The 21419-nt window shown below is 71.1% G+C and carries 20 protein-coding genes; 6 read left to right on the top strand and 14 right to left on the bottom strand.

What is annotated here, in order from left to right; all coding sequences use genetic code 11:
• Nucleotides 1-106: 106 nt before the first annotated feature.
• The 7 genes from GA0070562_RS28200 to GA0070562_RS28170 all read right to left on the bottom strand — a co-directional run bounded on the left by GA0070562_RS28200 (nucleotide 107) and on the right by GA0070562_RS28170 (nucleotide 7745).
• Nucleotides 107-1174, bottom strand: coding sequence for a lytic polysaccharide monooxygenase auxiliary activity family 9 protein (locus GA0070562_RS28200; RefSeq protein WP_091427614.1), 1068 nt, complete (start codon nucleotides 1172-1174; stop codon nucleotides 107-109).
• Between the two features lie 230 nt (nucleotides 1175-1404).
• Nucleotides 1405-2097: an urea ABC transporter ATP-binding subunit UrtE gene (gene urtE / locus GA0070562_RS28195; RefSeq protein WP_091427612.1), complete on the bottom strand. Its 693-nt coding sequence runs from the start codon at nucleotides 2095-2097 to the stop codon at nucleotides 1405-1407.
• Nucleotides 2097-2873 (bottom strand): urea ABC transporter ATP-binding protein UrtD, encoded by a 777-nt coding sequence (urtD, locus tag GA0070562_RS28190; protein ID WP_091427609.1) that lies wholly within the window; start codon nucleotides 2871-2873, stop codon nucleotides 2097-2099. The genes urtE and urtD overlap by 1 nt, the downstream gene beginning before the upstream one ends.
• The gene (gene urtC, locus GA0070562_RS28185; protein WP_139135508.1) at nucleotides 2870-4054 is read right to left on the bottom strand and encodes an urea ABC transporter permease subunit UrtC; all 1185 of its coding nucleotides are present in this window, start codon (nucleotides 4052-4054) and stop codon (nucleotides 2870-2872) included. Before urtC ends, urtD begins: the two co-directional genes overlap by 4 nt.
• Entirely contained in the window at nucleotides 4051-4938 is an 888-nt protein-coding gene (gene urtB / locus GA0070562_RS28180) for an urea ABC transporter permease subunit UrtB (protein WP_091427606.1), read from the bottom strand. Before urtB ends, urtC begins: the two co-directional genes overlap by 4 nt.
• A gap of 76 nt (nucleotides 4939-5014) precedes the next feature.
• The gene (gene urtA / locus GA0070562_RS28175; RefSeq protein WP_091427604.1) at nucleotides 5015-6259 is read right to left on the bottom strand and encodes an urea ABC transporter substrate-binding protein; all 1245 of its coding nucleotides are present in this window, start codon (nucleotides 6257-6259) and stop codon (nucleotides 5015-5017) included.
• Nucleotides 6260-6662: 403 nt separating this feature from the next.
• Nucleotides 6663-7745: a substrate-binding domain-containing protein gene (locus tag GA0070562_RS28170; RefSeq protein ID WP_091427602.1), complete on the bottom strand. Its 1083-nt coding sequence runs from the start codon at nucleotides 7743-7745 to the stop codon at nucleotides 6663-6665.
• 96 nt (nucleotides 7746-7841) lie between these two features.
• On the opposite strand from GA0070562_RS28170, the gene GA0070562_RS28165 reads away from it, so the two are divergent.
• Nucleotides 7842-8306, top strand: a complete 465-nt coding sequence (locus GA0070562_RS28165) for a MarR family winged helix-turn-helix transcriptional regulator (RefSeq protein WP_091427600.1) — start codon at nucleotides 7842-7844, stop codon at nucleotides 8304-8306.
• 7 nt (nucleotides 8307-8313) lie between these two features.
• Here GA0070562_RS28165 and GA0070562_RS28160 read toward each other — a convergent pair whose 3' ends face one another.
• The 6 genes from GA0070562_RS28160 to GA0070562_RS28135 are packed head-to-tail and all read right to left on the bottom strand — an operon-like array spanning nucleotide 8314 to nucleotide 12921.
• Nucleotides 8314-9060 (bottom strand): urease accessory protein UreD, encoded by a 747-nt coding sequence (locus GA0070562_RS28160; RefSeq protein WP_091427599.1) that lies wholly within the window; start codon nucleotides 9058-9060, stop codon nucleotides 8314-8316.
• Nucleotides 9060-9830, bottom strand: a complete 771-nt coding sequence (gene ureG / locus GA0070562_RS28155; protein WP_091427597.1) for an urease accessory protein UreG — start codon at nucleotides 9828-9830, stop codon at nucleotides 9060-9062. Before ureG ends, GA0070562_RS28160 begins: the two co-directional genes overlap by 1 nt.
• Nucleotides 9820-10512 (bottom strand): urease accessory protein UreF, encoded by a 693-nt coding sequence (locus GA0070562_RS28150; protein ID WP_091427595.1) that lies wholly within the window; start codon nucleotides 10510-10512, stop codon nucleotides 9820-9822. The genes ureG and GA0070562_RS28150 overlap by 11 nt, the downstream gene beginning before the upstream one ends.
• A complete protein-coding gene (locus GA0070562_RS28145; RefSeq protein ID WP_091427592.1) occupies nucleotides 10512-12215 on the bottom strand; it encodes an urease subunit alpha in 1704 nt (567 codons plus the stop codon). The genes GA0070562_RS28150 and GA0070562_RS28145 overlap by 1 nt, the downstream gene beginning before the upstream one ends.
• Nucleotides 12212-12622, bottom strand: coding sequence for an urease subunit beta (locus tag GA0070562_RS28140; RefSeq protein ID WP_307800290.1), 411 nt, complete (start codon nucleotides 12620-12622; stop codon nucleotides 12212-12214). Before GA0070562_RS28140 ends, GA0070562_RS28145 begins: the two co-directional genes overlap by 4 nt.
• Entirely contained in the window at nucleotides 12619-12921 is a 303-nt protein-coding gene (locus GA0070562_RS28135) for an urease subunit gamma (RefSeq protein ID WP_091427589.1), read from the bottom strand. The genes GA0070562_RS28140 and GA0070562_RS28135 overlap by 4 nt, the downstream gene beginning before the upstream one ends.
• A 1020-nt stretch (nucleotides 12922-13941) precedes the next feature.
• Here GA0070562_RS28135 and pdxR point away from each other — a divergent pair.
• Nucleotides 13942-15357, top strand: a complete 1416-nt coding sequence (gene pdxR, locus GA0070562_RS28130) for a MocR-like pyridoxine biosynthesis transcription factor PdxR (protein WP_091427587.1) — start codon at nucleotides 13942-13944, stop codon at nucleotides 15355-15357.
• Between the two features lie 146 nt (nucleotides 15358-15503).
• Here pdxR and GA0070562_RS28125 read toward each other — a convergent pair whose 3' ends face one another.
• Nucleotides 15504-16517 (bottom strand): LacI family DNA-binding transcriptional regulator, encoded by a 1014-nt coding sequence (locus tag GA0070562_RS28125; RefSeq protein ID WP_091427585.1) that lies wholly within the window; start codon nucleotides 16515-16517, stop codon nucleotides 15504-15506.
• Between the two features lie 267 nt (nucleotides 16518-16784).
• Between GA0070562_RS28125 and GA0070562_RS28120 the strand changes: the two genes are divergently transcribed.
• From GA0070562_RS28120 to GA0070562_RS28105, 4 genes are all read left to right on the top strand, one after another.
• Nucleotides 16785-18056, top strand: coding sequence for an ABC transporter substrate-binding protein (locus GA0070562_RS28120; RefSeq protein WP_091427583.1), 1272 nt, complete (start codon nucleotides 16785-16787; stop codon nucleotides 18054-18056).
• 64 nt (nucleotides 18057-18120) lie between these two features.
• Nucleotides 18121-19053, top strand: a complete 933-nt coding sequence (locus GA0070562_RS28115; protein ID WP_030500465.1) for a carbohydrate ABC transporter permease — start codon at nucleotides 18121-18123, stop codon at nucleotides 19051-19053.
• A gap of 10 nt (nucleotides 19054-19063) precedes the next feature.
• Nucleotides 19064-19963 carry a carbohydrate ABC transporter permease gene (locus tag GA0070562_RS28110; protein WP_091427581.1) on the top strand — a complete coding sequence of 300 codons (900 nt, stop codon included), beginning with the start codon at nucleotides 19064-19066 and terminating at the stop codon, nucleotides 19961-19963.
• Nucleotides 19960-21393 (top strand): GH1 family beta-glucosidase, encoded by a 1434-nt coding sequence (locus tag GA0070562_RS28105; RefSeq protein ID WP_091427579.1) that lies wholly within the window; start codon nucleotides 19960-19962, stop codon nucleotides 21391-21393. Before GA0070562_RS28110 ends, GA0070562_RS28105 begins: the two co-directional genes overlap by 4 nt.
• Nucleotides 21394-21419 lie beyond the last annotated feature (26 nt).

Genomic DNA, 21419 nt, shown 5'->3' with positions numbered 1-21419 from the left:
CAAACAGCACCCGCAGCCTCCTCTACTGCGCCGCGCTGTCACCCCCGGCGCAGGGCCCGGCCGACGGCGGGGTGGCGCGTGCCGCGCCACCCCGCCGCGGATGCTGTTACCGGGCGGTGCAGGTGAGGGTGGGTGTGGAGTTGGTGCCGTTCCAGGAGGCGTTGAAGCCGAAGCTGGTGGTGGCGTTGGCGCTCAGGGATCCGTTGTAGGCGACGTTCGACGCGGTGACCGACGAACCGCTCGAGGTGACCGTCGCGTTCCAGGAGTTGGTGATGCTCTGGCCGTTGGGCCAGGTCCATGCCACCGTCCATCCGGAGATGGCGGCGTTGCCGGCCCGGACGGTGACCTCGGCGCCGAATCCCCCGGACCACTCGTTCGTCTTGCGGAAGGTGGCGGTGCAGGCACCGTTTCCGGCCGGCGGCGGCGTGGTGGGCGGCGGAGTCGTCGGCGGCGGGGTGGTGGGCGGCGGCGTGGTGGGCGGCGGGGTCGTCGGCGGCGGGGTGCCGCCACCGCCGAAGATCACGTCACTGCAGAGGTAGTACGGCTGGTCGAGGTGGGACGCCTGCCAGATGGTGTAGACGACGTGCCGCCCGGTGCGGTTGCCCGCGTTCACCTGCGCCTCGTAGAGCCCGGTGGTCGGGTAGCTGCCGGTGCGGAGCACCAGCTCGAGGCTGTTCCAGGTGAGGGGCTGGGTGGTCGGGTCGAACCCCTGCTTGGTGATGTAGATCAACATGTAGTCGGCGCCGTGCCGAGCGCCGTCGGTCAGCGTCAGGGTGAAGTTGTTCGGCATCGGCTTCGCGGTCCACGCGCCGACCGCGTCGAGCGAGGCGTACAGGCCGTTCTGGGTGCGACCGCCGCTGCACAGCTGTCCGTCCGGCACGGCGGCCTGGTGGTTGCCGCCGACGTTCTCGCGGTACAGGCCGTTCCAGTTCCACATGGTGTTCGGGTTGGCCTGCCACGCCTGCCAGCACATCGGGTCGGTCTGGGCCATCGTGGGGTTGAGGTGGTCGGCACCCCAGCGCTCGTAACATCCGTAGTTGCGTGACGGCGGGTTGGTGACCGATCCGTGCGCCGAGGCCGGACCGGCCTGGTTGACGGCGACCATCGTGAACGAGGCGACGAGAACTGCGACCGCGCCCAGTCCCAGACGGCGTGCTGTCCGTGAGATTTTCATGATGCTCCAGTGGATGCGCCGGCGCCCAGTGGCCCTCGCTGGGTGCCCACCCCGGAGAAGGTGACGCCGATCGATTCAAGCCGTCCCAGGGGTGGACGGCACTGCTGCCCAGCAGCGCTTGGCGACTCCCAGCCACGATATTAGTAAAGACGGCCGTCAATGTAAATCGCCCACGAGCCGGGCGGCGCCGCCGAGCCACGCTCGGCCCGAAGGGCGCGACCCGGCCCGGGTCAGACCGCGAGGGCGGCGCGCACCTCCCGCTCCGCCGTCACTCCCCCGTCGCCGTGCGAGGTGACCCGGCCGGATTCGAGGACGTGGTAGCGGTTCGCCACCCGCAGCGCGAACCCGAGGTGCTGCTCGACGAGCAGCACGCTGAAGCCGGACTGCCGGGTCAGCTCGACGATCCGCTCCTGGATCTCGGCGACCACCGACGGCTGGATGCCCTCGGTCGGCTCGTCGAGCATGAGCAGCCGCGGCCGGGTGATCAACGCGCGGGCGATGGCGAGTTGCTGACGCTGACCACCGGAGAGCAGCCCGGCCCGCCTCCGCAGCAGCGGACGCAGCGCCGGGAACAGGTCCAGCACCTCCGCCGTCGCCACCGCGCCGTCGCGCCGGCCGTCGGCGACGAGGCGCAGGTTCTCCGCCGCCGTCAGGTGCGGGAAGCACTGCTGGCCCTGCGGGACGTACGCCATGCCGCGCGCCACCCGCTCGTGCGGCGCGAGACGGGTGACGTCCTCGCCGTCCAGCTCGACGGTGCCGGCGGTCGGGCGCAGCAGGCCCGCCGCGACCCGCAGCAGGGTGCTCTTACCGGCGCCGTTGTGCCCGAGCACCGCGGCCACCCCGTCGGGCGGGACGGCGAGGTCCACGCCGTGCAGCACCCGGGAACGCCCGTATCCGGCGTGCACCCCACGCAGGGTCAGCATCATGCCTCCAGACCGCTGGGGACCGGCCCGGCGTCGACCGGGTGGCCGAGGTAGACCTCCTGCACGCGCGGGTCCGCCTGGACCTGCGCCACAGTTCCCTCGCTGAGCACCTTCCCGGCGTGCAGCACGGTGACGCTGCGTGCGAAGCGACGCAGGAAGTCCATGTCGTGCTCGATCACCACAACCGTGCGGTCCCGGCTCACCGTCTCCAGCAGCGCGCCCGTGGCGTCGCGCTCCTCGTGGCTCATTCCCGCGACCGGCTCGTCGAGCAGCAGCAGCCGCGCGTCCTGCACCAGCAGCATGCCGATTTCCAGCCACTGCTTCTGGCCGTGCGCGAGCGTGCCGGCGAGCTGGTCGGCCCGGCCGGTCAGCCCGACGGTCTCCAGCGCGGCGGCCACCTCGTCGGGGATCCCGCGCCGGCGCCGGGCCAGGGTGGCCCAGCTCCGGCGGGCGCCCGCGGCGATGTCGAGGTTCTGCACGACCGACAGCTCCTCGAAGATCGTCGACGTCTGGAACGTCCGGCCGATGCCGAGCCGGCTGATCCGGTGCACCGGGCGACCCAGCAGCTCCTGGTCGCCGAAGCACACCGAGCCGGTGGCCCGCACCAGACCGGTGATCGCGTCGACCAGGGTGGTCTTGCCGGCACCGTTCGGCCCGATCAGGAACCGGATGTCACCGGCGGGCACCTCCAGCGAGACGCCGTCGACGGCGGTGAAGCCGTCGAAGCTGACCCGCACGTCACGGACGGACAGCCCGTCCAGTCGGTCGTCGCTCATCGGTGCGCCTCCGCCCGCGAGGCACGTCGTCGGGCCGGCGCCGGCCAGCCGCGCCGGCTCTGCTCCGGGCCGGCGTCGCGGCGGCGGGCCAGCGCCCACAGCGACGCCAGGCCGCCGGGAAGGAACGCCACCACCACCACGAAGAGCAGACCCTGCAGGTACGTCCAGGTGCCCGGGAAACGTTCGGAGAGGGCGGTACGCGCCCAGGCGACCGCCACCGCGCCGAGCACCGGCCCGAGCAGCGTGGCCCGGCCGCCCACCGCCACACCGATGACGAACTCGATCGACGGGACGATGCCGATGAGGGCGGGCGAGATGATGCCCACCGCCGGCACGAACAGCGCGCCGGCGAGGCCCGCCATACCTGCCGCCACCACGTAGGCGACGAGCTTGACCGACGCCGGGTCGTAGCCGAGGAAACGGACCCGCTCCTCGCTGTCACGCACCGCCACGAGCAGTTCCCCGTACCGGCTGTGGATGAGCTGGCGGGCCAGGGCGAGCAGCGCGAGCAGGACACCGGCGATGATGAAGTAGACCATCCGCTGGTTGACCGGGTCGTCCAGGTCGTAACCGAAGAAGCCCTGGATGTCGGTGAGCCCGTTGGTGCCGCCCGTGGTCCCCTGCTGGCCGATCAACAGGATCACCATGGCGGCGGCGAGCGCCTGGCTGAGGATGGCGAAGTACGCGCCCCGCACACGGCGGCGGAACACCAGCGAGCCGAGCCCGAAGGCGACGGCCATCGGCAGCAGCACCGTGGCCGGCAGCGCGAACCACGGGCTGGCGAACGGCCGCCACCAGACGGGCAGTTCGTCGAGCTGCCCGTACAGCTGCATGAAGTCGGGCATCCCACCGGGACCCGCGTCGGCGAGCTTGAGGTGCATGGCCATCGCGTAGCCGCCCAGGCCGAAGAAGACGCCCTGGCCGAGGGTGAGCATGCCGCCGCGCCCCCAGGCGATACCGATGCCGACGGCCACCATGGCGACGCAGAGGTACTTGGCGAGCAGGGCCAGCCGGAAGTCCGACAGCGCCAGCGGCGCGACGGCGAACAGCAGCGCCGCGCCGAACGCGAACCCCGCCGCCGCGCGCAGCCGGGACCGGCCACCGGACCGGCTTCCAGGCGCGATGTCGGCCGGGGCCGGTGCGCCGGCGGTGCTCGGCGGCGCGGGTGTCACGGCGGTCATGCGAGGCTCCTGGTCCGCAGGGTGAACAGGCCCTGTGGCCGCCACTGGAGGAACGCGACGATCGCCACGAAGACGATCACCTTGGCGACGCTGAGGGTCGTGAGGTACTCCCCGGTGGCCTGGAGGACCCCCAGGGCGAAGGCGACGATCACGCTGCCCTTGAGCTGACCGATCCCACCGACCACGACGACCAGGAAGGCGTCGATGATCAGGTTGGTGCCCATGGTCGGGCCGATCGGGCCGAGCAGGGTGAGCGCCACCCCGGCGAGCCCGGCCAGGCCCGAGCCGAGGAAGAAGGTCGTCCGGTCGACCCGGGCGGTGGGGACGCCGGACACCGCGGCGAGGTCGCGGTTCTGCACGACCGCGCGGATCCGGCGCCCCAACGGGGTGAACCGCAGCGCCAGGGTGAGGGCGGCGACGGCGGCCAGGGCCAGGGCCAGGATGAACAGCCGGTTGTTGGCGACCGTCAGCCCGCCGGGCACCGCCACGTTGCCGGTGAGCAGCTCCGGCGCGCGGGTCTGCACGTTCGGACTGCCGAAGACGTCCCGGGCGAGCTGTTGCAGCATCAGGGACACGCCCCACGTGACCAGCAGGGTGTCCAGGGGACGGGCGTAGAGCCGGCGGATCAGCAGGATCTCCAGCAGCACCCCCATCGTGCCGGCGACCACGAACGCCACCGGCAGCGCGACCAGCAGCGACAGGCCGGCACCGGTGATGCTCTGTTGCAGCACGTAGGTGGTGTAGGCGCCGGCCATGATGAACTCGCCGTGCGCCATGTTGATGACGTTCATCTGGCCGAAGGTCAGCGCCAGTCCGAGCGCGATGAGCAGCAGCACCGCGCCGATGCTGATGCCGGTGAAGAGTTGACCGAAGAGGACTGTCACGGTGGGTACTCCCGTACTGCTGGTCGGGGACCCGGGCGGGGCGCGTCGTCGCGGTGCCCGCCCGGGGCCGGCGTCGTCAGCTCAGGCCGCTCGCCCACGGATAGGTCTTGAGGTACGGGTCCGGCGCGATCGGCTTGCCGGAGTTCCACACCTCGGTGATCAGGCCGTCCGCACCGACCTTGCCGATGCGGGCGGTCTTGGCGATGTGCTGGGTCTTGCCGTCGACAGTGACCAGGCCCTCCGGCGCGTCGAAGGTGATTCCGTCGGAGACGCCGCGGACCTTCTCGACGTCGAACGCGCCGGCCTTCTCGACCATCGCCTTCCACAGGTAGACGCTGACGTAGGCGGCTTCCATCGGGTCGCTCGTCGGCTTGTCCGCGCCGTACTTCGCCTTGTACGCGGCCACGAACTTGCCGTTCGCCGCGCCGGGTGTGGTCTGGTAGTAGTTCCAGGCGGTCAGCTGACCCTCCAGGTACTGGGTGCCGATGCCCTTGACCTCCTCCTCGGCGATGGACACCGACACCACCGGCATCGCGGCGGCGGTCAGCCCGGCCGACTTGTACTCCTTGAAGAACGCCACGTTGCTGTCGCCGTTCAGGGTGTTGAAGACCGCCTTCGCGCCGGACGACTTGACCTTGTTGACGATCGTGCCGAATTCGGTGGACCCGAGCGGCGCGTAATCCTCGCCGACCACTGTCATCCCGTTCGCCGCCGCGTACGCCTTGATGATTTTGTTGGCCGTGCGCGGGAAGACGTAGTCGCTGCCGACCAGGTAGACCGACTTCGTTCCCTGCGCCTTGAGGTAGTCGAGCCCGGGGACGATCTGCTGGTTGGTCGTCGCGCCGGTGTAGAAGATGTAGGGCGACTGTTCCAGGCCCTCGTACTGCACCGGGTAGAACAGCAGCGCCTTGTTCTTCTCGAACACCGGCTTGACCGCCTTGCGGCTGGCCGACGTCCAGCAGCCGAAAACGGCTGCCACCCGGTCCTCGGAGATGAGCTTCTCGGCCTTCTCCGCGAAGGTGGGCCAGTCCGAGGCGCCGTCCTCGCCGATCGGCTGGATCTTCTTGCCGAGGACGCCACCGGCCGCGTTGATCTCCTCGACGGCGAGCATGATGGAGTCGCGGACGGTGACCTCGCTGATCGCCATGGTGCCGGAGAGCGAGTTGAGCAGGCCCACCTTGACGGTGTCGCCGGAGACGTCGGCGGTGACGCCGGCCGCGCCGCCCTCGTCGCTGGTCTTGCTGCCGCACGCGGTCATGGCCGCCGCGGCGACGAGGGTCATGGCACCCGCCAGGATGCGGCGGCCCCAAAGAACTGACATCTATTCTCCCTGCGGTGCACTCAAGTAGCGAAAGGACGGTCGGTGCGGTCCGGTGGAGTAGGCGATGCGGAGGTCGACGGGTGGACGTCGCCTATGGTCATCGCGTCGGCTACGGGCACGCAAAGCGTTGACCGGCATGATTGCGCGGACGTTTCCCAGTCCTTAATTGACTGTTTCCCGCGCACCCGCAGAGAAGACATGCCACAACAGCTGGCACCGTCGCACGTAAGACGGTTTCGGCCGTGACTGATTCGGCGAAGAATTGCCACCACAATGGTCGGCGGACAGATTCCGCCGACGGTGGACAGACATTCGCGGTATCCACCCATCGGGGCGGATACTTCACGCAGGAAGCATCTTAGGGCCGGGCCGGGTGGACGTGTCAAGGGTCTGCACCGGGCGGTCAGAGCTGGGCGAGCACTGTGAAGTCGAGACCGTCGGCCTCGGCGAGGTAGATCCGCTGGCGCACGTGCCGTCGACGCAGCTGCAGCCGACCGCGCGGCCCGTGGTACGCCACCGTGTCGGCAGCCGTCTCGATCGCCCGTACGTCGAGGGTGCGGGCCTGCCCGATCAGGGCGGCGAGCAGCATCACGCCCTCGTAACAGGACTCCCCCAGGCTGCCCAGCGGCGGCGCCTCCACCCCGAACCGGCGGGCGAACTCGCCGTGGAAGTCGAGGTTCTCCTGCGTCACGAGGCCGGCGAAGAAGCCCGCCGTGCTGTAGAGCCGCCGCGTCGCGCCCACCCCGCTGGCCAGCAGCATGTTCTCGTCCATCAGCGTGCTCAGCCGCAGGCAACGCTGGTCCATCGCGGCACGCGCGAACGCCCGGTTGAACCGCACCGCGTCCGCGCCGACGAGCAGCATCACCACGGCGTCGGCGTCGCTGCGCTCGATCCGGCGCAACACGTCGTCGAAGTCGTGCGTCTCCAACGGCAGGAACGCCTGCCCCACCACGCGACCACCGCCGCGCAGCGCGTACCGCTGGGCCGCCCGCGCGGTGCGCCGGGGCCACACGTAGTCGTTGCCGACCACGAACCAGCGGCGCACGCCCTGCTCCCCCGCGAGCAACCGCATCGCGGGCCACAGCTGGGCGTCCGGCGTCTCGCTGGTCAGATAGACCCCCTCGGTACGCTCACCGCCCTCGTACAGGGCGGTGTAGACGTACGGCACGCGGCCCGCGACCCGGGGCGCGAGCGCCTGCCGCACCGAGGAGATGTGCCAACCGGTCACGCCCTGCACGGCGCCCACCGACACCAGCGCCTCCACCTGGGCTGCCACCTCAGCCGGCGGGGCCCCACCGTCGACCGGCACCAGCCGCACCTCGCGGCCCAGCACCCCGCCACCGGCGTTGATCTCCTCGACCGCGAGCTGGGCGCAGAGTTCGCAGGTCGGGCCGAACATTCCCGCCGGCCCGCGCATCGGGTACACCAGCGCGATGCTGACCACGGCCCGATCGACTGTGAGCCACGGCGGTGCCGGCGCGGACATGAGCCCATGATTGCCCGGCCGACGTGGGAAAACCACAGCTCTCCACGGACCGGGACGAGTCGCTACCATGGCAGGGCCACCGGCCCAGGGAGTTCCATGTCAGACGTGCCCGGGGCGCCAGCCGATCTGCTGCGCTCGCTCACCCGCGCCGAACGGCTGCTCTCCCGCCGGTTGGCCGCCGTTCTGGCCGACGACGACCTGACCACCGAGGCGTGGCGGGTGCTCTGCCTGCTCGCCGACGGTCAGGGCCATCCGATGAGCGAGGTGTCCGCCGAGGCGTCGTTGCCGCCGGGGACCCTCACCAAGCTGGTCGACCAGCTCGTCGACCGTAACCTGGTGTTCCGGCGGATCGACCCGCTGGACCGCCGGCGCATCCGGGCCCACCTGACCGCCCGGGGCCGCCGCGAGCACGCCCGCATCGACGAGCGGGTCCGGGCCAGCCTCGCCGAGGCGGGCGTACCGGCCGACACCGCCCTGCTCGACCACCTCGCCGGCCTGATCGCCCGACTCGATCCGGCGGGTCGCCGCGACCACGTCCAGGCGGCCGGCCCTCGCCGCTGACCCCGCTTCACTCCACCTTGGTCAGCAGCGGCTCGACCTCCACGTCGAGGTGGTCGCGCAGCGTGTGCGCGTCGGCAGCGGTGGCGGTCCACAGTGTCGCCGGACCACCTGCCAGGGGCAGCCGGGCGAGGGTGCCCTCGACCGCCGCCGTCTCGTGGGGAATCGACGGGTCCACCACCAGCAGCGACCCGGTGGCCGGCGCGCCGCCGAGCACCGCGGGGCCGGCCCAGCCGGGCGCGCCCGGTCCCACTGCAAGCGACTGGCGCAGCAGCGGCCGGCCGTCGTAGTCGACCCGGGTGTGGACGACCGCACCGCCCGGCGCCTCGCCGTACCGGCCGCAGATCACCTCGTCGCGCCAGGTCAGCCTCGCCCCGGCGGCCAGCTCCACACGGGACTCGGCGAGGTGCGCGCAGCCGGCCGCCGCGACCAGTTGCTCGGGCAGCCAGTGCAGTGCGCCGCCGTCGTGCACCACGGCGCGGACCGCCATCCGCGACACGACATCGGGCCGGCCGGGCAGGGCGACCGAGGCGGCGACGGTGTGTACCCGCACCGCCGCCCCCGGTCCCACGTCGATCTCCAGCCGCAGGTCGTCGCCGGCGAGCGGGCCGGCCGCACCGCCGACGACGTACACGGTCACGGCACGACCGCTGCCGGGCGTCTGTCGCAGCAGCAGCGGCGTCTCACCGCGCAGCTCGGCGAGGACCGTGCCGCCCCGGCCGTCGGCCCGGGCCACCAGCCGGGCGTACGCGCGCATCAGGCCGGGCCGACCGGCGCGGCGATCGGGTGTACTGCCGCGTGGTGGGCCAGTTCGTGGCGGATCCAGTCGGCGACCCGCCCCGCCGCCGGGTCGCCGACGATCGACAGGAACACGGTCGGCAGGTCACCGCGCCGGGCCCGCGCGTCCCGGTCCATGACGGCCAGGTCCGCGCCCACCATGGGGGCCAGATCGGTCTTGTTGATCACGAGCAGGTCGGCGGACGTCACCCCCGGTCCGCCCTTGCGCGGCACCTTGTCCCCGCCGGCCACGTCGACCACGAATATCTGCCGGTCCACCAGGCCCCGGCTGAACGTGGCGGTCAGGTTGTCCCCGCCGCTCTCGACCAGCACCAGGTCCAGCGGGCCGACCGCCTCGGCCAACTCGTCCACAGCGTCGAGGTTGGCCCCGATGTCGTCCCGGATGGCGGTGTGCGGGCAGCAACCGGTCTCCACGGCGCGGATCCGGCTCGGGTCCAGCACGCCGGCCCGCTTGAGGAAGTCGGCGTCCTCGGTCGTGTAGATGTCGTTGGTGACCACGCCGAGTCGCAGCTCGCCGGCGAACGCCCGGCACAGGGCCGCCACCAGGGCGGTCTTGCCGGACCCGACCGGCCCGCCGATGCCGACGCGCAGCGCCCGTCCGGCTTGGGCCAGCGGCGGATGCGGGTCCACCCCCGGTTCGGGGTGGGTGTGCGGAACGGTCTCGTCGTGCGGGGCGGGATTCCGGCCGGCAGTGGGCGCAGCGGTCGGCACAACGGTGTCAGGACGCAAAGAGACGCACCTCCCAGGTGGCATGAGCCTCGGCATGGATGTCGGCAAGAGGAGCGGCCGCGGCGGGCAGCCGTTCGGGTGGTTCGTCGGCGGCCCGGGCCGCCTCGGCGGCGGTGCCGTCGCACCGGGAGGCGAGACCGACCAGCAGGGCCTGGACCTGGTACGGGTCGAGGCCGAGCAGGCGTACGGCCGCACTGGCCGCACCGGTCACCGTCCCGTGGGCGGCGACCGCGGCGGTCTCGGCGCGGCTCAGGCCGGCGGCGGCGCAGAGCAGCCCGAGCACCAACGGCTGGTGCGCTCCGCCAGGTGTGGAGGGCAGGTCGTCGAAGGACGCCTCCGGCCAGATGGCCCGGCCCGCGCGCAGCAGAGCCCGTCCCTGGCGACGGGACACCGTGCGCAGCGCCGGTGCCGCCGTCCGGGCGTCCAGCTCCGCGTCGAGCAACGCCAGCGTGGACCCGCGTACGGCGGAACCGGCCGAGGTCACCGCCCGGTGCGCCGCCGCCGCGAACGCCGCACCGACCAGCCCGGCGGTGGCCAGCCGGCCGGCCAGGAACGCCTCCAACGTGACCAGGTCGGTGACCCGGCCGGCGGCGACGGCGGCCTCCAGGCCGCCGGAGTGGGCGTGCGCGCCGGCCGGGAAGCGACCGTCGGCCAGCAGCAGGAGCAGGCTCGACGTCGCCATCAGAACAGGAAGTACCGCTGGGCCATCGGCAGGCGTGGCACCGGGTCCGGCTCCACCACCTGACCGTCGATCCGCACCGTGAAGGTGTCCGGGTCCACCTCGATCCGGGGCATCGCGTCGTTCTCCGGCAGGTCGGCCTTGCCCCGCGAGCGCACATCCGCGACGGGCACCACCCGCCGCCGCACGTCCAGGCGCAGCCCCGCGTCGAGGGCGGCCGGCGCGACGAACGCCAGGCTGGTGGCCGACGCCGCGGCGCCGTACGCGCCGAACATCGGGCGCGGCAGCATCGGCTGCGGCGTCGGGATGGACGCGTTGGCGTCACCCATCTGGGCGTACGCGATCATGCCGCCCTTGAGCACCAGGTGCGGTCGTACGCCGAAGAACGCCGGATCCCACAGCACCAGGTCGGCCAGCTTGCCCGGCTCGACCGAGCCGACCTCCCGGTCCAGCCCGTTCGCCATCGCCGCGCAGATGGTGTACTTCGCCACGTACCGGCGGGCCCGGTGGTTGTCGGCCGCGCCGTCGCCGGGCAGCGCGCCGACCCGCTCCTTCATGACGTGCGCGCTCTGCCAGGTTCGCAGGATCACCTCGCCCACCCGGCCCATCGCCTGCGAGTCGGAGCCGATGATGGAGATCGCGCCGAGGTCGTGCAGCAGGTCCTCGGCGGCCATCGTGGACGGTCGGATGCGGCTCTCGGCGAAGGCCAGGTCCTCCGGCACGGACGGGTTGAGATGGTGGCAGACCATCAGCATGTCCAGATGCTCGGCGAGGGTGTTGGCGGTGTACGGCCGGGTCGGGTTGGTCGACGACGGCAGCACGTTGGGCTCGCCGGCCACCGTGATGATGTCCGGCGCGTGCCCGCCTCCCGCACCCTCGGTGTGGTACGAGTGGATGGCCCGGCCGGCGATCGCCCGCAGCGTGTCGGCCACGAAACCGGCCTCGTTGAGAGTGTCGGTGTGGATGGACACCTGCACCCCGGAGGCGTCCGCCACCCGCAGGCAGGCGTCGATCGCCGCCGGCGTGGTGCCCCAGTCCTCGTGCAGCTTGAAACCGCCCGCGCCGGCGCGCAACTGCTCCCACAGCGCCTCGTGCGAGACGGTGTTGCCCTTGCCGAGCAGCAGCACGTTGACCGGCAGCGTGTCCAGCGCCTCGTGCATGCGGGCCAGGTGCCAGGCGTTCGGGGTGACAGTCGTGGCCCGGGTGCCCTCGGCGGGGCCGGTGCCGCCGCCGACGAGTGTGGTGATGCCGCTTGCCAGCGCCTCGGTGACGATCTCGGGGCAGATGAAGTGCACGTGGGTGTCGACGGCGCCGGCCGTGAGGATCCGGCCGTTGCCGGCGATGACCTCGGTGGCCGGGCCGATGACCAGCTCGGGGTGCACGCCGGGCATGGTGTCCGGGTTGCCGGCCCGGCCGAGCGCCACGATCCGCCCGTCGCGCAGACCCACGTCGGCCTTGACCACGCCCCAGTGGTCGAGCACCACCGCGCCGGTGAGGACGGTGTCGAGGGCCCCCTCGGCGCGGGTCGCCCGCGACTGGCCCATCGACTCGCGGATCACCTTCCCGCCGCCGAAGATCGCCTCGTCGCCGCCCACGCAGTGGTCGGTCTCCACCTCGATCAGCAGGCTCGTGTCGGCCAGCCGGATGCGGTCGCCGGTGGTCGGCCCGTACAGGTCGATGTAGCGGTCCCGCTGCACGGCGCTCACCGCGCCGGCCCGTCGCTCGTCGGCGCCCCGCTCGTCGGCGCATCTGTTCCCGGCGCTCCGCTCGCCGGCGCGTCGGTTCCCGGCGCGGTTGGTGACGCTTCGTCCAGCGGCCCGGCGCACTCGCCGCGGAGGCCGGGCACGACGCGTGCGCCTCCGAGCGGGACCAGCTCGACGGTGCGGCTCACGCCCGGCTCGAACCGGACCGAGGTACCCGCCGGAACGGCGAGACGCTGACCCCAGGCGGCGGCCCGGTCGAACATCAGGGCCGGGTTGGCCTCGGCGAAGTGGTAGTGCGAGCCGACCTGCACCGGACGGTCGGCGGTGTTGACGACGACCACTGTGGTCACCGGCCGACCCACGTTGATCTCGACCGGGCCGGCCGCCGGCAGGATCTCCCCGGGGATCACGGGATCGGGTGGTGCACCGTCACGAGCTTGGTACCGTCCGGGAACGTCGCCTCCACCTGCACCTCCCTCAGCAGCTCGGGGATGCCGTCCTGGACGTCCTCCCGGCCGAGCACCGTCCGGCCGGCGGACATGAGGTCGACCACCGACCGTCCGTCGCGGGCCCCTTCGAGCAGGAAGGCGACGATGATCGCGACAGCTTCGGGATAGTTGAGGCGCAGGCCGCGCTCGCGACGGCGGCGAGCGACGTCGGCCGCGACGTGGACGAGCAGGCGGTCCTGCTCATGCGGGCTGAGGAACACGGGATTCTCCGGTGGGGATCGGCGTGGCCCGCTCGCCGTCGGCTCCGCGCGGAGCCGCACCGGGCAGCACCACCCGGAGTACGAGCTGGAGTCACACGACCGCCGCGACCACCGCCGACGGGGTGGCCCGGGACTCCACCATCCCGGCCCGCGCGACGGGCACCCGGCGGTGTCGGTCGGATGCGGACCGCACCGCCCACCGCTTCAGCCGACCGTAGAGGATCGCCACCGGTGGGGGCAACAGGTTCTGGCACGCCCGCGCCGTCAACTGCCGCGCCTACGGCTTGAACGTGGGACGGTTCTGAAGCCCTCCGAGCGGCTCCTGAGCCGTCCCGGCCGCCGGCTTCGGCGGCTGCTCAGCCCGCGCTTTCGGCGTCAGGACGTGTGAACAAAGCCGCTGGTTGCATAGTCGCCAGAGTCGCATCGTGCCGTTGACGTGGGTCCGTACGACGTCCACGGTGCCGTGTACGCCCGCCCGAACACGGTGTACGACACCTCAGCGCTCACGTCCCAGCATGTCAGCCAGACGCTGTAGGCCGCGGAGGGGTACAACGAGCTACGCGTGCAACTCGCGCTGAGGTATGTCCAGGGGTTCAAATCCCTCAAGGTACGGCAGCTCGTCGAGAGCAGCGCCATATCGCTGCTGATCGTGGTAACGCTGCTGGTCCGGGTCGCCGGTTTGGTAGTTGCGGCCTCCGCACCAACGCGACGTTGGTCCGCCTGAGCTGGAGCTGCCAGGGCGGTCGCCATTGCCGCCAGCGCCATGCAGATCACGGTCATACGTCCTACGGATCGCACCATGGTTCTTCCCTTCCGGTGGTTTTTCCTACCGACCGGGCACGACAGATGTTCACGGTGGATTTCGCGCTCGATCGTCCTGCGAATCAGGACGGTCACGGTCCGGCGGAATACCGATCGCATTCTGCTTCCCTGCCCTCCTCATCACCGTAGAAGCCGCGGTGGTCGTCGCCCAGAGCCAATTCGCGGGCACCTTGACGGTGCCACTTAGGATCTCGGGACGTGGACGTGGCCGTGCGGCTGGACCGGAACGGGATCCTGGCGGGGCAGATCTACCGGCAGCTACGCGATGCTGTCCTGGACGGGCGGCTTCGCCCGGACGAGGCGCTGCCCTCCAGCCGGGATCTGGCCGAGCAGCTCCAGGTTTCGCGCAACACCGTGACGACCGCCTATGAGCGGCTGGTGGCCGAGGGCTATCTGACCGGGCGACCGGGCTCCGGAACGTTCGTCAACGCCCTGCCCCTCGCAGAGCCGACCGCGCCCATGCTGCCGTCCGGACCTCTCACGCCGCGCGCCGTGTGGCCGTCGATCCCGGTGCCGCCCGATTTCGGCAACGCACCGGAGTTCGACTTCCGGGTCGGTGCGCCCGATACGCGGCTGTTCCCGTACGCGGCCTGGCGCCGGCTCCTGGGCAACCAGTTCCGGCCGACCGCCGTCGGCACCGGGATGCCGGTTGAGCCGGCCGGCCACTTCCGACTGCGTACCCTCATCGCCCGTCATCTGGGCACGGCCCGGAGCATCAGGGCGAATCCGCAGGATGTGCTGATGACCTGCGGCGTGCAGCAGGCGCTCGACCTGGTCGGGCGGGTGCTGCTCGAACCTGGCGCCACGGCGGCGATCGAGAATCCCGGCTATGAACCCGCGAAACTCGTATGGGAAGCCCAGGGCGCCCGGGTCACCGGCGTCCCGGTCGACGAGGAGGGCCTGATCGTCGACGCGCTGCCCGCGAACGCTCGGCTCGTCTATGTGACGCCGTCCCACCAGTACCCGACCGGCGTGGCGCTGTCGCTGCGGCGGCGCGTCGAGCTGCTCGCGTGGGCCCGGCGGCATGACGCGGCCATCGTCGAGGACGACTACGACAGCGAGTTCCGCTACACCAGACAGCAGCTGGAACCATTGCACAGCCTCGACCGCAGCGGCCGGGTCCTCTACGTCGGATCGTTCTCCAAGGTTCTGCTGCCCACGCTGCGACTGGGTTTCCTGATCCATCCGCCGTCGCTACGCCACGCCCTGCACGCCGCCAAATTCGTCACCGACTGGCACACCAACCTGCCCCTGCAGGCTGCCATGGCGGATTTCCTCGAGCAGGGCATGTTCACGCGGCACCTGCGGCGGGTCCGCCGGGTGTACCGGCAGCGCCACGAACGCATCGCGGCTGCGCTCGCCGGCCCGCTGTCGGCGTACGTCAGGGTCGTGCCGTCGGCGGCCGGCCTGCACCTGAGCGCGATGGTGCGGGGAGCCACCGCCGCCGATGCGCTCGTCCGGGCCCGGGCTGCCGGCGTCGTTGTGGCGAGCTTTCCGGAAATCGCCGCCGCGGCACCCGATCCGCCGGGAGTGATCTTCGGGTACGGCCTGATCGACGCGCACCGCATCGACGAAGGGATGGCCCGACTACATCACTGTCTGGCCACCGGTTAGGCCGCCGGCCGCGACCTCGCCCAGGCACGGGTGTGACGCTCGAGGCAGGCCCGGGTTGCGGGGTCGTTGACAGCGGCTCCGGCAACAGCGACCGCGAGCAGCAGCACGATCCAGAGCGGGACGGCGCCGGCGTCGCGCGGTTCGGGTCAGGTGGTGCCGCGGACGACGAGCGTCGTCGGCAACACGGTCGGCTTGGGCGGGTCGTCGCCGCCGTGCAGCATGGCGACCAGCGCCTCGGCGGCGGCCGTGCCGAAGCCGGGCTTGTTCTGGGCGACGGTGCTGAGCCCGGGCGGGATCAGCGCGGCCACCTCGATGTCGTCGAAGCCGACAATCGCAATGTCGTCGCGGATCCGTAGGCCGGCCGCCTGGGCCGCCCGCATCGCGCCGACAGCCATCTCGTCACCGGCGACGAACACTGCGGTAGGGCGGTCGTCGAGGGCGAGCAGCCGGTCCATCGCGGCGTGACCGCCGTCGAGATAGAAGTCTCCCTCCACGACGTGGCCGTCAGCGAGCGGCAGGCCGGCCCCGGCCAGCGCGGCCCGGAAGCCGACGAGCCGTTCGGCTCCCGGCCAGGTTCGCAGCGGGCCGGTGATGGTGGCGATGCGCCGGTGGCCGCGTTCGACGAGGTGGCGCACGGCGAGCGCCGCGCCGCCGGCATTGTCCGAGGTGATGTAGGTCGACGTCGGGCCGTCGACCCGCAGGTCGAGAGCGACGCACGGCACCTGGGCTTCGACGAGCGCGAGCACGGCCGGGTCCCGGGTGCCGTTGTCGATGATGACCGCGCCGTCGAGGTTGTGCTGGCGGACGGCGCGCACGTATCGCTGCCCGTCGTCGGGCCCCGCCGCGTCGTGGCCGGCGAGCATGAGCAGGTTCAGCCCGTGCGCGCTGAGCGCCGTCTTGAGCGCGACGAGGATCTCCTGCAGGAATGGGTGGCGCCATCCAGGGCGGCGATGGTCGGTGTCCCATACCAGGCCCACCATGTTGGACTTCTTCGTGGCGAGCGTCCGGGCCGACCCGTTCGGCAGGTAGCCGATCTCGGCGGCCAGGTCGAGGATGCGCTGGCGGGTGTGCTGGCTGACGACCTCGGGGGTGTTGAAGACGCGGGACACGGTGGCGACGGACACGCCGGAGCGGCGCGCCAACTCCCTGATAGTGGTCAATGTGGTGCCTTCTCTGTAACCGGTTTCACGACCGTAGCGCCAGCGATGTCCGCCGGTCAACCCGCATCGACCGTTACCGTTTTGTAACTTGACACCCCCTAGCCGAATCCGTTCACACTTCCCAGGAAAGGCGCTCGCCGGCGGTCACCCGCGACTCGGCCGGCATCCGATCTTCATCCACCTCCACCCACCTCCACCACCATCGCTTCGCCGACAATGTAACCGGTTTCAGGTAACCGGTTACATCGCACGAAAGGGTTCCCTGGCATGCACCCAAACCGACTGTTGCGACTGGCGGCGGCCACCCTGGCCGCCGGAGTACTGCTGACCGCGTGTGGCACCGGCACCGAGGGAGGCTCCGGCGGCGGCAACGAAAAGATCACCCTGAACGTCAACCTGTTCGGCAACTTCGGGTACCAGGACCTGTACGCCGAGTACCAGAAGTCGCACCCGAACATCACGATCCAGGAGCGCACGGCCGCCTACAACGACCATCATCGCGACCTGATCACCCACCTGGCCACCGGCTCCGGCGCGGGCGACATCGAGGGCGTCGACACGGGCTTCATCGCGCAGATGCGCGAGCGGGGCAACCTCTTCGTCGACCTGGGCAAGGACCGCCAGTCCGAGTACCTCGACTGGAAGTGGGCGGCGTCGCTGACCAAGGACGGCAAGCAGGTCGGGTACGGCACCGACGTCGGCGGCCTGGCCATCTGCTATCGGCGTGACCTGTTCGAGAAGGCCGGCATGCCGTTCGACCGCGACCAGGTGTCGGCCGCCTGGGGCAGCGGCTGGGACCAGTACATCGAGTTCGGCAAGCGGTACGCGGCGAAGGCCCCGGCCGGCAGCGCCTTCTTCGATGGCGGAGGCCAACTGTTCAACGCCATCATCGGCCAGGCCCCGGTCGGGTACTACAACGAGGACAACGCCATCGTCGTGGGCACCAGCCCCGATGTCCGAAAGGCCTGGGACCTGACGGTGAAGGCGATCCAGAGCAACCTGTCGGCCAAGCTGATCGGCAGCTCGCAGGAGTGGAACAACGGCTTCGCGAAGGACCAGTTCGCCACCATCGCGTGTCCGGCCTGGATGATGACCAAGATCAAGGACCAGGCGAAGCACGCCGCCGGCAAGTGGGACGTGGCGAGCGTCCCGGGCGGCGGCGGCAACTGGGGCGGCTCGTACCTCACCGTTCCCAAGCAGGGCAAGCACGTCGAGGAGGCCAAGAAGCTCGCGGCGTGGCTGACCGCCCCGGAACAGCAGGCCAAGGTGTTCACCGCGCGGGGCAACCTGCCGTCCATCCCGGCTCTGTACGACAAGCCCGACATTGCCCAGTACAAGGACGCCTTCTTCAACAACGCACCGGTGGGCCAGCTCTTCACCACCGCGGCGAAGCAGCTCAAGCCCCAGTACCAGGGCCCGCGAGCCGGAGACGTGCAGACCACCATCCGCGACGCCCTCGTCCGCATCGAACAGGGCAAGCAAAGCTCCGACGAGTCCTGGAAGCAGATGGTCAGCGACGTCGAGCGCCTCGCCAAGTAACTCGACCCGCGCCGCCGGCGGTCGCCCCTGACCGCCGGCGGCGCCCGGCGACGAAGGATCGACGATGGCCACCTACCTCCACCAGGCCCGGCGGGCCGGCCTGAGCCGGCTCGACACCAAAGGCTCGCCCTACCTCTACATCCTGCCGTTCTTCCTGCTGTTCGGCGCGTTCGGGCTGTTCCCGCTGCTGTACACGGCATACGTCTCGTTCAATGACTGGGACCTGCTCGACTCCGGGTCGCACCGCTGGGTCGGCCTCGCGAACTACCGCGAGATGCTGCAGGACGCGTACTTCTGGAACGCCCTGGGCAACACACTCAGCATCTGGGTGCTGTCCACCGTGCCGCAACTGCTCGCCGCGCTCTGGATCGCCCACCTGCTCAACCACCGGCTGCGGGCCCGCACCGCGCTACGGATGGGCGTGCTGCTGCCCAACGTCACCTCGATCGTGGCGGTGACGATCGTCTTCACCCAGCTTTTCGGCCGCGACTTCGGCATGGTCAACTGGGCGCTCGGCCTCGTCGGCATCGGCCCGATCGACTGGCAGGCCAACACCTGGAGCTCCCACCTGGCCATCTCGTTCATCGTCGCCTGGCGGTGGACCGGCTACAACGCCCTCATCTACCTCGCCTCGATGCAGGCGATTCCGCACCACCTGTACGAGGCCGCCGACCTCGACGGCGCGTCGCAGGCTCAGCAGTTCAGGCGGATCACCGTCCCGATGCTGCGGCCGACGATCATCTTCACCACGGTGATCTCGACGATCGGCGGCCTGCAGATCATGGCCGAACCCCTGCTGTTCGCCAGCTCCCAGACGCCCACCGGCGGCTCCGACCGGCAGTTCCAGACCGTCGCCCTGTTCATGTACGAGCAGGGGTTCCGGGAGTTCCGCTTCGGCTACGCCTCGGCGGTCGCCTGGACGCTCTGTCTGGTCATCGCCATCTTCGCGATCATCAACTTCCTGCTCACCCGGCGCATCGCCAAGGACGAGGACTGAGGAGAACGCCGTGACCACCCTCGCGGACCCCATTCAGACCGGCACCACACCCTCGCCGCCGCCACGCCGGTCCCACCGGCGCCGGAGCTTCGGGTACCCACGCAAGGGCTCGGTCTGGAGCTACGGCGCCCTGCTGGCGGTCGTGGCCGGGTCGGTCTTCCCGCTCTACTGGTCCATCGTCGTGTCCTCGCAGACCAGCGACGCCGTCACGAAGGTGCCGCCGGCCCTGGTGCCCGGCGGGCACCTCTTCGACAACATCGCGCGCGTGTTCGACACGACCGACTTCGGCCGAGCCCTGGTGAACTCCTTCATCGTCAGCGGCTCGATCACCGTCTCCGTGGTGTTCTTCTCGACCCTGGCCGGGTTCGCCTTCGCCAAACTGCGATTCCGAGGCCGAAAGGCGCTTCTCGTCGTGGCCATCGCGACCTCGATGGTGCCGCACCAGCTCGGCATCATCCCGCTGTACATCCTGATGGCCGACCTCGGCTGGACCGGGCGCCTCACCGCCGTGATCGTGCCCGGGCTGGTAACCGCGTTCGGCGTCTTCTTCATGACCCAGTACCTCGGCCGCGCCGTACCCGACGAACTGCTGGAGGCCGGCCGCGTCGACGGGTCCAGCACGTTCGGCCTGTACTGGCACATCGTCCTGCCGGCGGCCCGCCCCGCCGCGGCGGTGCTCGGGCTGTTCACCTTCATGCAGGCGTGGAACGACTTCTTCTGGCCGCTGGTCGTGCTGCAGAACAACGCGACCGTGCAGGTGGCGCTCTCCGCACTGGCCAGCGGCTACACCACCGACTACACCCTGACGCTGACCGGCACGTTGCTCGCCACGCTGCCGATCCTCGTCGTCTTCATGCTCCTCGGCCGGCATCTCGTCGACGGCATCATGCAGGGGGCGGTGAAGGGATGACCACCACATCCGAAGGCGCCGCCGCAGCCGCAACCCGGCCGGACCTGCCCGAGCTGCCGGACCTGCCGGCCGGCTTCAGCTGGGGCGCCGCCACCGCGGCGTACCAGATCGAGGGGGCGGTCGACGAGGACGGCCGGGGGCCGTCGATCTGGGACACCTTCTGCCGCCGCCCCGGTGCCGTCGACGACGGCACCTCCGGCTCGGTCGCCTGTGACAGCTACCACCGCTGGCGGGAGGACGTGGACCTGCTGGCCGGCCTCGGCGTGGACGCCTACCGTTTCTCGGTCGCCTGGCCACGGGTCATGCCGGCCGGGCGGAGCGCGGTGAACCGGCGAGGCCTCGACTACTACGACCGGCTCGTCGACGCCCTGTGCGGGCACGGCATCCGGCCGTTCGTCACGCTGTACCACTGGGATCTGCCCCAGGCGCTCGAGGACGAGGGTGGCTGGCGGGTACGGGACACCGCCGAGTGGTTCGCCGAGTACGCCGCCGCGGTGGCGGGCGTCCTCGGCGACCGGGTCCAGGACTGGATCACGCTGAACGAGCCGTACTGCTCGTCGATGGTCGGCTACGCGGAGGGCCGGCACGCTCCCGGCACCGCCGAAGGACATGGTGCCCTGGCCGCCGCCCACCACCTGCTGCTCGGGCACGGCAGGGCGGTCGCCGCAGTCCGGTCCGCCGCCGGCCCGCGGTCGCGCGTCGGCATCACGCTCAACCTCTCCCCCGCCGTGCCGGCCAGCGATACCGAGGCCGACCGGGCGGCGGCGGATCGGCAGGACCTCATGCTCAACCGGCAGTTCACGGATCCGGTGCTGGGCGGCGCGTACCCGCCCGGGTTCGAGCGGCTCTACGCCGGGGTGAGCGATCTGTCGTTCCGCCGGGACGGTGACCTGGCGGTGATCTCCACGCCGCTGGACTTCCTCGGTGTCAACTACTACTACCGGGTGCACGTCGCCGACGCCCCGTACGAGCAGCCCGACCCGGCGCTGCGCAGCGCGTTCGACATCGGGGTCCGGCAGCTACGGCCGGACGGGTTGCCCACCACCGACCTGGGCTGGCCGGTGGAGCCGCAAGGGCTGTTCGACACCCTGACCGGGCTCGCGGACCGTTACCCGGGCCTGCCTGCCGTGTACGTGACGGAGAACGGCTGCGCCGACCTGCGGGACGGACCCGAGCCGGACCCGGAACGGATCTCGTTCGTGGCCGGGCACCTGGCGGCGGCGGCCCGTGCGGCCGCCGTCGACGACCGGCTCGATCTGCGGGGGTACTTCTACTGGTCGCTCATCGACAACTTCGAGTGGGCCCGCGGGTACGGGCCCCGCTTCGGTCTGGCCCACGTCGACTACCGCACCGGATCCCGTACGCCCAAGGCCAGCTACCACTGGCTGCGTGACCGCTTGCGGGCGTGGCGGGAACGCACCTCCACCTGAAGCGCCGCCCGCGGCTGGTGGCGGCA

The organism is Micromonospora tulbaghiae (genome assembly GCF_900091605.1).
Classification (GTDB): Bacteria; Actinomycetota; Actinomycetes; order Mycobacteriales; family Micromonosporaceae; genus Micromonospora; species Micromonospora tulbaghiae.
Note: the sequence above shows the minus strand (reverse complement) of the source record. Positions and strands in the feature narration are given on the sequence as shown.

Coding starts and splice junctions, on each gene's coding strand:
- GA0070562_RS28170 (WP_091427602.1), bottom strand. CDS start 7,745: ATGTCCGCGCCGGCACCGCCGTGGCTCACAGTCGATCGGGCCGTGGTC.
- GA0070562_RS28200 (WP_091427614.1), bottom strand. CDS start 1,174: ATGAAAATCTCACGGACAGCACGCCGTCTGGGACTGGGCGCGGTCGCA.
- urtA (WP_091427604.1), bottom strand. CDS start 6,259: ATGTCAGTTCTTTGGGGCCGCCGCATCCTGGCGGGTGCCATGACCCTC.
- GA0070562_RS28105 (WP_091427579.1), top strand. CDS start 19,960: ATGACCACCACATCCGAAGGCGCCGCCGCAGCCGCAACCCGGCCGGAC.
- GA0070562_RS28165 (WP_091427600.1), top strand. CDS start 7,842: ATGTCAGACGTGCCCGGGGCGCCAGCCGATCTGCTGCGCTCGCTCACC.
- GA0070562_RS28160 (WP_091427599.1), bottom strand. CDS start 9,060: ATGCGCGCGTACGCCCGGCTGGTGGCCCGGGCCGACGGCCGGGGCGGC.
- GA0070562_RS28150 (WP_091427595.1), bottom strand. CDS start 10,512: ATGGCGACGTCGAGCCTGCTCCTGCTGCTGGCCGACGGTCGCTTCCCG.
- urtE (WP_091427612.1), bottom strand. CDS start 2,097: ATGCTGACCCTGCGTGGGGTGCACGCCGGATACGGGCGTTCCCGGGTG.
- GA0070562_RS28120 (WP_091427583.1), top strand. CDS start 16,785: ATGCACCCAAACCGACTGTTGCGACTGGCGGCGGCCACCCTGGCCGCC.
- GA0070562_RS28115 (WP_030500465.1), top strand. CDS start 18,121: ATGGCCACCTACCTCCACCAGGCCCGGCGGGCCGGCCTGAGCCGGCTC.
- urtD (WP_091427609.1), bottom strand. CDS start 2,873: ATGAGCGACGACCGACTGGACGGGCTGTCCGTCCGTGACGTGCGGGTC.
- urtC (WP_139135508.1), bottom strand. CDS start 4,054: ATGACCGCCGTGACACCCGCGCCGCCGAGCACCGCCGGCGCACCGGCC.